Raw genomic sequence first — 14,550 nt, forward strand, 5'->3', positions numbered from 1 at the left:
AGCCAGACATGCTTCGTCTGGCTTTTGACTTTATTATAGCTTGGAGAGAAATACGGGCGAGGCCGAATGCTTACAAAGGTGCCGCTATCTTTACCTTCCCACGGCTGTGGTAGCTTCTTCTCACGGCCGTGGTGAGATACTGCCACAGCCGTGGAAAGATCTCGTCACGGCCGTGAAGAACTAACAAGATCGATACTTTAGCAGAACGATAACGGCACCTTAGTTGAACAATAACGGTGTCTTTGCGGAATAATGCAGGCTTGGTAAGTAAGGGATAATAGCTGCATAGTGCAGTTTTAAACAATAATAGGCTGACAATAAAGATTTTCGTCTTTTATTGTCAGCCTATTGTCAGCTTCTATTGTCAGTGGGTAATAGCTTGAAAACAATCACTTTATGAAGCCATAACTCTTGGCCTGACAATAAAAACCATTTTTTTATAAATTCTCAATGTAGCCTAAGTTCATTAACCCGGCCTCAAATTGTATGTAATAGCATTGCCTATTGAATCTGAATACTGCACGTTTGCAAGTCTTTTTCATTTGAACTGTTTCCGTAAAGTATCTTATATGTTCCGTTTAAAGGACGTATGGTATTGGTCGCTGCATCAAACCATTCGAAAGAATCGTACGGAAGCTCTATCTGGACGTTCTGTGTCTTACCTTTAGCAATGCTAACCCGTTGGAAACCACGAAGAGTTTTTTGCGGACCTTCTTTGTCGTCAGGACGGCAGATGTACACTTGAACCACTTCTTCACCGTCTCTCTGCCCGACGTTACTTACCGGGATAGTAAGGATTGCTTTTTCGCCTTTGGTCAGCTTCGATTGGTTCAGGGTAGCTTTCCCATAAGAGAAACGGGTATAACTTAAACCGTAGCCGAATGGATAAAGAGGTGTTTTCGTCATGAAACGGTAGGTACGTCCTTTCATCGAATAATCTTCATAATCCGGTAATTGTTGCATGCTTTTATAGAAAGTGATAGGCAGACGTCCGGCAGGATTGTAATCTCCGAAAAGAACATCGGCAACGGCTGTTCCACCTGCCTGTCCGGGATACCATGCTTGCAGGATAGCATCGCAATTCTGCGTTTCAGGCACGATGGCCATTGCCGAACCGGAGAAGTTGACGAACACTGTTTTCTTTCCATTCTTCTTTAGAAGAGCAAGAACTTCGCGCTGGATGGCGGGCAATTCGATTTCTGTACGGTCGCCGCCTTTGAATCCGGGGTCGGATACCCGCATGGATTCTCCTTCCAATAGGGGGGAGATACCTCCGGCAAAAATAACTACATCTGCGCTTTGCAACTTGTTCAGGATTTCACGGGCATCCATTGGAGTTTGTTTTGCCAAGTCGAAGTTCAGTGCAGGGTTATCTTTAACCTGAATAAAACGCAACTCGATGTCGTAACTCTTTCCTGCTTCGTAGTTGAAAGAATACAGATTGGTATGATTCTTGATGTTGGTGGCTTCTGCTATTTGCTTGCCGTTGAGGAATAAAGTAACTCCTCCGTTAGTCATCACGCGGAAAGTGGCGGCACCGGAATCTGTTGGGCGGAAAGTGGAACGATAGATGGCGGTGAAGTTTTTCAATCCTACACCGGGAGCAAATACGGTAGAACCTTCTGCACTGAAATGGAAAGGAGTGGTCAGACGGTCGGTTGCGGCAATTTTGCCTTTATATTCGCGGTTATTCCAGTAGGTGGCGTTGAATCCGGCTTCTCCGTCGATGCTGCACTGATTGAATAGGCTGTGCAGGGTGGTGTCGTTTGTATATCCGCATACAGGTTCGTAGATGATTTGTGCGTCAGGTAGTTTGGCGCGTATTCCTTCCAGTAGAGTAACGGTATGTGAAGGGAAGCCGTTGTAGTTCCCCCATTGCATTACCGAGTCGTTGGCGTTGGGGCCGATGACTGCGACTTTCATCTGACGGTTTAATGGAAGGAGGTTGTTATTGTTTTGGAGTAATACCAGACTTTCATGTGCCATTTTCAGTGCCAGTTCTTTGTGTTTGGGACAGTCGATAACAGAAAATGGAATGTTACTCCAGGGATGAGTCGAATTCATTTCTCCCAGTTCAAAGCGGGCTTTCAGTAGTCTTTTGACTGATGTATTGATTTTCTCTTCCGAAATCAGGCCTTTTTTCACAGCATCGGTGATGCTTTTGAAGTTACCGCCACATTCGAGATCTGTTCCGCTTAAAACAGCGTCGGCAGAGGCATGGGCGGCATCGGGATGCGTTTCATGTTTCTTGCGTTGGAAAAAGTCTCCGATTGCTCCGCAGTCGGTGACTACGATTCCTTTGAATCCCCAGTCGTTGCGGAGAATTTGGGTTAACAGACGGTTGCTGCCGCAGCAGGGATCGCCTTCGAAACGGTTGTAAGCGCACATCACTTCTTTAACTCCTGCTTTTTGTACCAGTTCCTTGAAAGCAGGAAGGTAGGTTTCCCATAAGTCTCTGGGTGCAATGTTTTCTGCGTTGAAGCTGTGACGGTTCCATTCGGGACCCGAGTGTACGGCAAAGTGTTTGGCGCAGGCATGAAGTTTGTCATATTCGGCATCTTCCGGTCCTTGCAGACCTCTGACTGCCGCCATTCCCATACGTCCGCTTAAATAAGGGTCTTCGCCGTATGTTTCCTGTCCCCGTCCCCAGCGGGGGTCGCGGAAGATATTGACGTTGGGAGTCCACATGGTCAGTCCCTGATAACGTTTATATTGTCCTTTTTCATTGAATTGGCGGTTCTTGGCGCGTGCTTCGTCAGATACGGCATCAAAGACTTCGTATAATAGTTCGTCGTTGAAAGAAGCGGCCATACCTATGGCTTGTGGAAAGACAGTAGCCAGTCCGGCGCGGGCAACGCCATGAAGAGCTTCGTTCCACCATTCATACGGCTTAATGCCAAGCCGGGGAATAGCCGGTGAGTTGTTTTGCATCAACGCCACTTTTTCTTCTAATGTGAGGCGTTGAAGTAAATCGTCCGCCCGTTGTTCCGCAGTTAATTTCGTGTCCTGATAGGGATACTTGCTGGGTTGTTGTGCCTGTACATTTACCCCTTGAATTCCGATAAGACAGGCAATGATCCATTGCTTTTTCATTTTCTAGTTCTTTTGGTTTTTAGATTTGAGACTGCAATAGTACGTGCTTTTCATTATTTTTGTGGGGAATATCCGGTAGAAAAGGAGGATTTCCTATGCAAGGCTTATTTGGAGCCGATAAATCCATAGACCTGTTCAAAGATAAAACATTTTGTTGAATATAGCATAAGCTTTGCAATGTAAATAGATGATACCGAAATGTTGTTTTGATACTTATATCAGAGATATGTCTTGTTGAAATTTGAGTATTTAAGAGATAATTATAGCTGGCTTATAGATATTTACTACATTTGCGAACGACCGGTAATACTTCTGGTTATTTATAGAATATCCTTTTGGTACATTGTACGTTGGGGATATTCTTGTTTGTATAAGAAATAATAGTAAATAATGGATATTGGAGGAGGCAAATGAATAGTGATTATAAAGTTGGCGATTTAATTTATGATGCAAATATTTATGATGGAATGAATACCAGCATGGATGATTTGCAATTTTATAAGCGGTGGTTACCTAAAAACAAGGATGCCCGAATACTTGAGCTTTGCTGTGGAACTGGCAGACTTACTCTTCCTATTGCAAAGGATGGATATGATATAAGTGGGGTTGATTACACTGCTTCAATGCTCCATCAGGCTAAGATGAAAGCTGCCGAGGCTGGACTAAGAATCAATTTCATTCAGGCGGATATCAGGACTCTGGATTTACAGGAGAAGTACGACCTTATTTTTATTCCATTTAATTCGATCCATCATTTATATGAGAATGAAGATTTATTTAAGGTACTTCATGTCGTTAAAAATCACCTCAAAGACGGAGGCTTATTTCTGTTGGATTGTTTTAATCCGAATATTCGGTATATAGTTGAAGATGAGAAAGAGCAGCAGGAAATAGCCACGTATACAACTGATGATGGAAGAGAAGTTTCGATAAAGCAGACAATGCGATATGAAAATAAAACCCAGATTAATCGGATCGAATGGCATTATTTTATCAATGGTGAATTCAATTCTATTCAAAATCTGGATATGAGAATGTTTTTCCCTCAAGAGTTGGATTCATATTTGGAATGGAATGGTTTTAGTATTATTCATAAATATGGAGGATTTGAAGAAGAAGTATTTAATGATGATTCGGAAAAACAGGTGTTTGTTTGTCAATGTAAGTTTGGATATTGATGTGTTGTTGACAGGCAAATCTCTTTATCTTGTATGAAAAGTCCCTTTATATCAGTTTACTCTATCAAATTTTGATTGATCGAATAATGAGACAACCGGGTATAAAGGGACTTTTTATATGCTTATCAAAGAGTTATTTTTTTCTCTCTTTGTATTCTGACGGGGTAATTCCTATCACTTTCTTGAAGCACTTGCTGAAATATTTCGGATCGTTGAACCCCGTCATATATGCTACCTGGGAGAAGTTATATTCGTCGCTGTCAATCAGTTGTACGGCACGTTTGATACGTATTTCCCGTATAAAGTCAACAGGTGTCAGTCCGACGATTGATTTTAATTTCCGGTAGAAGATTGTACGGCTAAGCATCAACTGTTCTGCAAATTCGTCAATCGTTAGTTCGGCATTGTCCATCTGTTCTTCCATGTATGCCATTACTTTTTTCATAAATTGCTCGTCGTATGGAGTAATCTGTGGTTGTGAAGGAGTCAGAGGATCGGGAGAAGAGGTATTCTTTCCTTCCATCAGCCTATTCATATAGAGCTCCTGCAATGCTTTGCGTTGTCGTAACAAGGAGGCTACACGGGTCTTTAGATAAGTAGCACTGAAAGGTTTGGTGATATAATCGTCAATGCCTTGTTCCAATCCGGCGATACGGTCGTCCAGAGAGGCTTTGGCTGATAATACAATGATGGGGATATGGCAAATATTGTTGTTCTCTTTGATTTGCCTAATCATTTCTAAACCGTCCATCACCGGCATCATAACATCGCTGATAATAAGATCGGGCAGGTCGTCAACAGCATGTTGCAATCCCTCTTCACCATTGGAAGCTGTGATTACCGTATAATTCTCCGACAAAATACTTTTCAGAAAAGCCTTTAACTCTTCATTATCTTCTACCACCAATATGGAGAAACCATCCGAATTAGTCTCAAGGTCTTCTTTTTCTTCCACCTCTTCTGGCGCTTTCATGCTATCGACGGGATGAGGTGCTGAACTCTGACTATCATTCAGGATAAATTCGACTTGTACATCCTCTTCGAAAATTTCCCGTTGTAAAGGCAAGCTTACTGTAAAACGGCTGCCTATTCCGGGTTGACTATTTACTGTAATAGTGCCATGATGCATTTCCACCATCTCTTTCACGAGAGACAGCCCGATGCCGGAAGATGGTTGCAGAATATTCTGTTTTACCAATGACTCGAAGCGTTGGAACAAGGAATGTTGCTTTTCTACTGCAATTCCGATTCCTTCGTCTGCAACCTCTATCTCTACCGTCTTCTCTTTCGTTGTGATATTGACTGTAATCGACTTGTCGGCAGGTGTATATTTGAATGCATTGGAAAGCAGATTGAAGAATATCTTTTCAAACTTATCTCTATCCACCCAGCTATATACCGACTGGATGGTAGAAGTCAGCTGATAGTTTATGTTCTTTTCTTCAGCTATCAGTTTGAAGCTACTCATCACCTTTTGCAAAAGTGGAATCAAATCGGTCTCTTCAATCAGTAGTTTCATTTTCTGATTCTGAATCTTGCGGAAATCCAGAATCTGATTCATCAGTCGGAGCATGCGCTCTGTGTTCTGATGTACCAAAGTCAAATGCTCACGGGCGGAAGGAGAAAGCGGCTCATTCTCTAATACCTCTGTCACAGGGCTACTGATTAAAGTTAGCGGAGTACGTAATTCATGAGATATGTCAGTAAAGAATCGCAGTTTGATATTTGCTAATTGTTGTTCCATATCCACTCTGTGACGTAACCGGTAGATGTAAAATAATACATATACGATGCTTGCCGTAAAGAGTATGAATAGAATGAAATAGAGCAGCCATGCCCAGTAGGTTTCCCAAAAGGTGGGGAGTACATGTATAGATAGAGTCCGTACATTGTCCACCCAGACCCCGTCACTGTTTGTTGACTTTATCTGCAACTGATATTTGCCTGCAGGTAAGTTGATGTAGCTAGCGGAACGGTTATTATCTGCTTCATTCCATTCTTCTTCTAGTCCTTGCAGGCGATAGGCATATAAAATCCCTTTTGGATTGACATAATCAAGTGCAGCAAACTGGAAAGTTACATTCCTTTGAGAGGGCTCCAGTTCCAATTCTTCCAGATTGTCAATAGAGTGATCGGTAAGGTGTCCTTGAATCTTGAGTCCCGTAAACACAATAGGAGGGACATAGCTACTCTTCCGCATCTTCTCCGGAGAAACTTCCAGAAAGCCTTTATCAGTTCCTAAGATAATTTGGTTGCGGGCATTGATAATAGGAAGAGCTTCGGAGAAATTGAATTCCTGATAGATGGAACTTAATTCATAGTTCTCAAAAGTTTCTTTGGCTGGATCGAATTTGGAGAGCGCAATCTCCGAAACAACCCATAGCTGATTCTGTGTATCTTCAATCATTGATAGTGCCAAATCGGACGCCAGCCCGTTGTTCTTGTCGTAGTTTCTGAATTGGATATTCTCGTTCAGCAGATTGGGAGATATCACTTTATTTACGCCTCCGGTGAAACTGATGATATAAGTGGTTTTATTCTTGTCTGTATAGATATGCATGATATCGTTGGCACTAAGACTGTTTTTATCTCCCGGTCTACGGATATTCCGGTAGAATTTAATCTCTTCCAGGCGTTCGAAGTTGTTCGAGAATGTCAGCAGTCCGTTAGTCGTTCCCACTAAAATCACTCCTCCCGGAGCTTCTGCAATATTGCGTACTTTCATACCGTAAGCTATGGGATAGTTTCTTAACTCATTATTACTATGAATAAATGAAACTTTTCCATCTTTAGCTTGTGCCAGCAGATTTAATCCACCCCCATAACATCCTATCCAAATATTATTACGACTGTCCTGAAAGATAGCATAAATGCTATTACTGCTTAAACTATAAGGATCATTTGTCTGGTGTTCAAAATGGTGAATAGAGTAATGATTTGCTCCTGTCTTTTTAAGTTGGAAAAGTCCGATTTCTTTAGTCCCCAACCATATATTTCCATCTTTGTCTTCCAGAATTGAATATACCCCATTATAGAACGATTGTTTTTCCTTAATGATATTTCCTTGTTTGGATAAGTACCCCACCAGGTTACCATCCGGTGCGAATATTTGGATATAATTAGATTTCGATGCTGTCCATAGACGTTTATTGCTGTCTTGCAGGAATGCACGTGTTTCTGCCTCGTAATCAGTCAGGTTAAATTGATAGCTCTGTGGAAAGAAGCATAGTTTCTCTACACCACGTGCTGTTGCAAACCAACAGTTTCCCTGATTATCCAATGTATAAGACCTGACTAACGGACTGAAAATAGACTTAGGATTATTGATATCCGTAAGAAGCGGTTTGAGAGTTCTTTCTTTCCGGTCATAGTAGCAAAAGTTTCCTTCCGTGGGGAGTAACCATAGGTTTTTCGCATTATCTTCAAAAATAAGTTTGCGACTTTTACGCCCATGCTTGATAATCTCATCTTTTGGGGTGAACAGATGCTCTTTTTCATTGGTCACGAGGTTAAGATGGACAATGCCCGGATCTTTTGAAAAAATCCAGATATCTCCCAAGTGGTCTTGATAGACAGATTCTACATCGTTGGAAGTTTGGGTAGCTGTACGGATGTCTATTTGCTGGAAACTGTTCTTCGGGATAGAATACAAAATCACTCCATTATCCGTTCCCAAGGCCAGCATATCTTTTCCTATGGTGGTGACATTGTTTATTTTATGATGCGGATAAGGAATATCTACGAATTTCAGTTTTTTAGTGTGGAAGTCATATCTGGCTAACTTGTCATTTTCTGCAATCAGATAGATCGTTTCCTTTATTTGGGTGATGAACTGGAAAGGAAAGTCAGTATCCAGTGTTTTCTTTCCTATGATGGAAACACCTTTGTCTGTCAATATCCATTCATCTTCTTCAGAGTCTTGATAAATGTTAAATATTTGATATCCTTTCAGGTTGTGGTTGGAAGCTGAATAAAGTGTGATACCTTCTCCTTTTTTGCATAATTGTTCGTCCACTCTGAATGCATATCCGCTTTCACAGAGAATCCAGGCAATCCCTTTCTCCAGCGAATAAATGCGTGTAACATTGTTAGTTTGTTTCGTGGAAAGTTCAATAGGTTGGAGAACATCAATAAACTTCTCGGTTTCCACATCAAAAAGACAGGCTTGTCCATCGTAAGTGGGGCACCATATATCTCCGTATTTGCTTTCTGAAATAGTTCCCATGCGATTACTGCCGAATGCATATTTACTCTCTTGCGAAGTTTTATATGTCTTAAAAGTGTATCCGTCAAACTTGTTAAGCCCGTTCCAGGTACTAAACCAAACAAGCCCTTTCTGATCCTGTAAAATGCTCATTACATTACCTTGAGCGAGACCGTCACTCACGGAGAAATGTTTAACTTGGCAGATAGGTTGAGCAGCTATATCGATCGCTATTGTTAGAAGAAGAAATAAAGTATGGAGCCGTTTCATAGTAGTTACTTTAATGTTTATAGCAAAAATAAACAAAACAATGCAGAATGGAAAGTCCGATAAGCGGTTTGAACGAATAATACTCGTTTTTTCCTATTTTTTCCTCTTCATCCTATACAGCATTGATCTCTATGTTGTGTTTTGAACAAAAATAAGAGAGTAATATTAGTTAAAAAAATCCTCTTTATAATCTGAATAAGATTATAAAGAGGATAATTTTATTGACAAGAGTTGCATGGGGTATGGTGAGATGAAATCATAATTGGGGAATAAATTGCACAAGACTTTCACAAGTATCCTCCTGCCAATGCCTAAAATCATAGCAAAGCTAATTAAATAGTTTTTCGAATTGCAATATTTATTAATTTATCTTATGGTATTTATGAAATTTTTAATATATTGAAGATATTTTGTGCCAACTTTCCGTAACTCGTTGATTTTGCTTATGTTTGTAGGTAAAATAAAGAATGAAGTGAATGAATATGTCTACACAGCTATTATATAATGATTTCCCTACTTTTTTACGGAAATATTTTCCTTACAAAGTACAAAAGATTTCATTGAATGCAGGTTTCACTTGCCCCAATCGTGATGGTACAAAAGGGTGGGGTGGATGTACTTACTGCAATAACCAGACTTTTAATCCGGATTATTGTCGGACAGAGAAATCTATTGCAATTCAATTGGAAGAAGGTAAATGCTTTTTTGCCCATAAATATCCGGAAATGAAATATTTGGCCTATTTTCAGGCCTACACCAATACATATGCGGAGTTGGAAGGCTTGAAGCGTAAGTATGAGGAAGCATTGGCGGTGGATGGGGTAGTCGGGCTGGTGATTGGTACGCGTCCCGATTGTATGCCGGAAAGTTTGTTGCGTTATCTGGAAGATTTGAACAAACATACGTTTCTCATGGTAGAATATGGGATCGAAAGCACTTGTGATGAAACCTTAAAACGCATCAATCGGGGGCATACTTATGCAGATACAGTAGAAGCTGTGTGTCAGACAGCGGCCTGTGGTATCCTGACAGGTGGACATATCATCCTCGGACTTCCGGGAGAAACACATGATACAATGGTGGCACATGCCGAAATTCTTTCCGATCTGCCTTTAGCTACACTTAAAATCCATCAGTTACAGTTGATCCGTGGTACGCGAATGGCGCATGAGTATGACGTAACTCCTGCTGGCTTTCATTTGTTTAACGAGGTTGAGGAATATATTGATCTGGTGATTGATTATGTAGAACATCTCCGTCCCGATATGGTTGTGGAACGTTTTGTTTCCCAATCTCCTAAAGATTTATTAATAGCTCCGGACTGGGGATTGAAAAATTATGAATTTGTAGCTCGTTTACAAAAAAGAATGAAAGAAAGAGGTGCTTATCAAGGTAAGAAGTATAGGGATTCGGAAAAAAGGATTATTTTTGCAAACGATAAACTTACCACTTAATAAATAGCTGTTTTGCGGAGTATAGAATAGTGGAAGAAATATTTAATGGATTTGAAAGATGGAAAGTAAAACAAGAATTAAAGGAAATGTCCACTATGTGGGAGTAAATGACCGTAACAAGCACAGATTTGAAGCGATGTGGCCATTGCCCTATGGAGTTTCATATAACTCTTATCTGATTGATGATGAAATGGTGGCATTGGTAGATACGGTAGATATCTGTTATTTTGAAGTCTACTTGCGTAAAATCAAGCAAGTGATTGGAGAACGTCCCATTAATTATTTGATTATAAATCACATGGAACCGGATCATTCGGGATCTATCCGATTGATTAAACAACATTATCCGGAAATTATTATCGTGGGTAATAAGCAAACATTCGGTATGATTGAAGGTTTCTATGGGGTAACCGGTGAACAATATCTGGTAAAGGACGGTGATTTCCTCGCTTTAGGACGTCACAAACTGCGTTTTTATATGACTCCAATGGTGCATTGGCCGGAAACGATGATGACTTTTGATGAAACGGATGGAGTTCTTTTCTCCGGTGACGGATTCGGATGTTTTGGTACTGTAGATGGCGGATTCCTGGATACCCGGATCAATGTCGATAAGTACTGGGGAGAAATGGTTCGTTACTACTCTAATATCGTTGGTAAATACGGAAGCCCCGTGCAAAGGGCTTTGCAGAAATTAGGTGGACTTCCCATTTCTGCCATTTGTTCTACTCACGGACCTGTATGGACAGAGAATATTGCAAAGGTGATCGGCATATATGATCGTTTGAGTCGTTATGATGCGGATGAAGGTGTTGTTATTGCCTACGGAAGCATGTATGGAAATACAGAGCAGATGGCGGAAGCTATTGCTGAAGAGCTTTCTGCACAGGGGGTTAAGAATATCGTTATGCATAACGTAACAAAGAGTCATCCTTCTTATATCATAGCGGATATTTTCCGTTATAAGGGATTGATTATCGGTTCTCCTACGTATAGTAATCAGATATTTCCGGAGGTGGAAGCGCTGCTTTCAAAGATTCTGCTGCGTGAGGTGAAGGGACGCTATTTGGGTTACTTCGGTTCTTTTGCATGGGCAGGTGCTGCGGTGAAACGTCTGGCGGAGTTTGCTGAAAAGAGTAAATTCGAATTGATCGGTGATCCGGTGGAGATGAAGCAGGCTATGAAAGACCTGACTTATACCCAGTGCGAAAATCTGGCACGTGCCATGGCGGACCGTTTGAAGAAAGATCGTTAAAACAGTGAATGAGATAATTTATTAACTAACCTATAAAATAATCGACTTATGAGACTTATTATTCAGCCGGACTACCAGTCCGTATCTCTGTGGGCTGCACATTACGTTGCCGCTAAAATAAAAGCTGCCAATCCAACCCCCGAGAAACCATTTGTATTGGGCTGTCCCACCGGATCATCTCCTCTGGGCATGTATAAAGCTTTGATCGACCTGAATAAGAAAGGAATCGTTTCCTTCCAGAATGTGGTAACATTCAACATGGACGAATATGTAGGATTGCCGAAAGAACATCCGGAAAGCTATTATTCTTTCATGTGGAATAACTTTTTCGGTCATATCGACATTAAACCCGAGAATACTAATATTCTGAATGGTAACGCTCCGGATCTGGATGCAGAATGTGCACGTTACGAAGAAAAGATCAAGTCATACGGTGGCATCGACCTGTTCATGGGTGGTATTGGTCCTGACGGACATATTGCATTCAACGAACCGGGATCTTCATTGACTTCACGCACTCGTCAGAAAACGTTAACAATGGATACCATCATTGCTAACTCCCGTTTCTTTGATAATGACATCAACAAAGTTCCTAAGACTTCTTTGACAGTGGGAGTAGGTACTGTGCTTTCTGCAAAAGAAGTGATGATTATTGTAAATGGTCATAACAAAGCTCGTGCTTTGTATCATGCGGTAGAAGGTGCTATCACACAGATGTGGACAATCAGTGCATTGCAAATGCATGAAAAGGGTATTATCGTTTGTGATGATGCTGCTACAGCTGAATTGAAAGTGGGTACTTACCGTTACTTCAAAGATATCGAATCTGCTCATTTGGATCCAGAATCATTGATTAAGTAATTTGTGATGAAATAATAGAAATAAGGGCTGCGCACTGAAAATGTGACGCAGCCCTTTTAATTTCTGATACTATTATGTGAAGATTAGATTTTGGATGATTGTCTAACGAGCAAGTATTTTGGCTATTTCTGTTGCTGCTACTTTATATCCTTCACCAGTGAAATGAATGTAATCATTTCCATAAAGTCCGTCTTTCATAGTTCCGTCCGCTTCGGTGAACCATTTGGTGGGATTGATATATTCAACTTTCTCGAATCGGTGATGTTGTAATATGTCATGAATCTTATCACATTGTGTGCGCACTTTACTCTGTTGTTCCTTACCGGATGGAAACAGACCTAAAAGAATGATACGTGATTCGGGGAATTGCTTCCGTACTTCATTGGCTACTGCGATAATTCCTTCAGCCGTGTTTTCAGGACTGTCTTTTCCACTTATCAGATTATTAATTCCAATGGCAATCACTATGTTTTCAGGGTGGCAACTATTGTAGTTATCATAACGGACACGCCAAAGCAGGTTTTGCGTGCGGTCGCCGGATATGCCCGGCACTTTCCCAATTATCCTTTCCTATGGCATTGTCCATAGCCTCTTTGCCGGGCTTGTAAGTCACTTCTTTTCTGTTACCTCCCCAACCTTGTGTGATGGAATTTCCCAATAACAACAGTTTTAAATGTTTCCCATTGAGAGTGGCGGTTATGTCTTTTGCTACGCTGTTCCAGTCCGAGTTTTGGGTCCATCCGGCTGCCGAACGGAATTCATTTCCCGGTACAGGATGCACACACATATTTTCCGCCCTGTTCGTAGCTTTGAGGATGAACTGCACAATAGGCTCGGGATTGTTGAGGGAGTGCGGGTGATGATCCACTCCAGGCTTATGAATAATAGTAATTGGTGCATGCAATTCCTCCATACGTTGTTCGAAAATGGCTGTGTTTTCAGCAACCGACACCACTTGGTCAGCATCACCTACCACGTGCAGGATGGGGATTCCGGCTTTTGCCATTGTCGGTGCACAGTCTATCGGATTCTTTTTCCAGTTCAACGCTTCAGCTTCGTTTTTAAAACCGTAAGCATTGAGAAATTGTTTCGTATCCATGGCGGAACCGGCAGATTTACCTTGTCCCATAGGCCAACTTTTGAAGTCCATTACGGGGGCATCTGCATAAATACATGCCACTTTTTCCGGGTTTTGTGCCGCCCAGTTATAGACAATCAGCCCGCCACGACTCATCCCTTCAAGTGCCACTTTCTTGTTGAATCCGGCTTTCACCATTCGCTTGTAAAAACTATTCCAGCGTTGAACAGCTTTATCCGAGCCATATAAGTCGGCTACATCACAGTAAACAATATGAAAGCCATGTTCCAATAATGCTATGGCAGTCTGTGGCTCATGCCCCCAAAAGCGTGCACGAATCATCCAAGGTTTTCCTATGGCTTCTTTTGCGGGCTCTACTACAAGGCATTTTACTCCCTCATTCTCAAATTCATACCCTTGGTGTCCATGGAAGTTGAATCGTTTGGCATCTTGTATTCCCAGTGATGTCTGCAGCTTTGTTGGAGAAGCTGTTGTTTTTACAGCGAGATATTCATATATCTTTTGGGCCATGACTCCTGCTCCGATAGAAGAGGGGTGTAGTTTGTCCGGTAGCATAACCGAATCCCACTGGTCGCCGAAGAGATTAAACAGATTGATAATTTCCAGTTGATTTTTCCAAGCCAATTCTTCCACCGTGGGGCGTACCTCGTTTTCTATCAGTTGTGCATTGATTTCCGAACCCTCCGGCAGGAAACAACGGATAGGAGTCAGGAGAATAATACGTGGATGTGATTTCAGATTCCGGTATGTGTCAATTAATGTCTGGTAATTGTCTTTGAATTCGTTTTTGTATTTCCAGTTTTGCGGTTTGGTATCGTTAGTACCTAATTTGATTAATACAATATCGGGCTGATATTCCAGAGATGCTTTGTAGGTATCTGTTTCGGAATATGGGTAATCTCCTTTAGACAATATAGTTCGACCAGAGGCTCCGAAGTTTTTGACCTCATACCCATCTCCCAGATAAGCTTGAAGTTGTGCCGGATAGCAGTTCATTTCCCGGTTGGGGATGAATGCTCCATAAGTAATACTGTTTCCTATGCACGCTACCCGTATGGGTTCACTTGCAAATGATTGGATAGTAATGAATAGACATACAAGAAAGATGCCGATGTGATTTAATTTTTTCATGATGA

General features: G+C 41.4%; 6 protein-coding genes and 1 pseudogene. 4 read left to right on the forward strand and 3 right to left on the reverse strand.

Features of this window, described 5'->3' with window-relative positions:
- Nucleotides 1-501: 501 nt before the first annotated feature.
- The gene (gene xyl3A / locus BSCG_RS19330) at nucleotides 502-3,093 is read right to left on the reverse strand and encodes a xylan 1,4-beta-xylosidase (protein WP_008775407.1); all 2,592 of its coding nucleotides are present in this window, start codon (nucleotides 3,091-3,093) and stop codon (nucleotides 502-504) included.
- Between the two features lie 410 nt (nucleotides 3,094-3,503).
- On the opposite strand from xyl3A, the gene BSCG_RS19325 reads away from it, so the two are divergent.
- Complete coding sequence (locus BSCG_RS19325) at nucleotides 3,504-4,271, forward strand: class I SAM-dependent methyltransferase (protein ID WP_008775408.1); 768 nt, start codon at nucleotides 3,504-3,506, stop codon at nucleotides 4,269-4,271.
- 133 nt (nucleotides 4,272-4,404) lie between these two features.
- Here the strand turns inward: BSCG_RS19325 and BSCG_RS19320 are convergent, their stop codons facing one another.
- Nucleotides 4,405-8,745, reverse strand: a complete 4,341-nt coding sequence (locus BSCG_RS19320; RefSeq protein WP_008775409.1) for a hybrid sensor histidine kinase/response regulator transcription factor — start codon at nucleotides 8,743-8,745, stop codon at nucleotides 4,405-4,407.
- A gap of 476 nt (nucleotides 8,746-9,221) precedes the next feature.
- Here BSCG_RS19320 and BSCG_RS19315 point away from each other — a divergent pair, with 476 nt between their 5' ends.
- From BSCG_RS19315 to nagB, 3 genes are read left to right on the forward strand one after another with little or no spacing between them, the layout of a single operon-like run.
- On the forward strand, nucleotides 9,222-10,199 hold the full coding sequence (locus BSCG_RS19315; RefSeq protein WP_004305273.1) for a TIGR01212 family radical SAM protein: 978 nt from the start codon (nucleotides 9,222-9,224) through the stop codon (nucleotides 10,197-10,199).
- A 58-nt stretch (nucleotides 10,200-10,257) separates the two neighbouring features.
- Nucleotides 10,258-11,454 carry an FprA family A-type flavoprotein gene (locus BSCG_RS19310; protein WP_004309431.1) on the forward strand — a complete coding sequence of 399 codons (1,197 nt, stop codon included), beginning with the start codon at nucleotides 10,258-10,260 and terminating at the stop codon, nucleotides 11,452-11,454.
- A gap of 48 nt (nucleotides 11,455-11,502) precedes the next feature.
- A complete protein-coding gene (gene nagB, locus BSCG_RS19305) occupies nucleotides 11,503-12,315 on the forward strand; it encodes a glucosamine-6-phosphate deaminase (protein WP_004301540.1) in 813 nt (270 codons plus the stop codon).
- Between the two features lie 102 nt (nucleotides 12,316-12,417).
- On the opposite strand, the pseudogene BSCG_RS19300 reads toward nagB, so the two are convergent.
- Nucleotides 12,418-14,545, reverse strand: a pseudogene (locus BSCG_RS19300) (GDSL-type esterase/lipase family protein).
- Nucleotides 14,546-14,550 lie beyond the last annotated feature (5 nt).

This window comes from Bacteroides sp. 2_2_4 (genome assembly GCF_000157055.1).
Lineage (GTDB): Bacteria > Bacteroidota > Bacteroidia > Bacteroidales > Bacteroidaceae > Bacteroides > Bacteroides ovatus.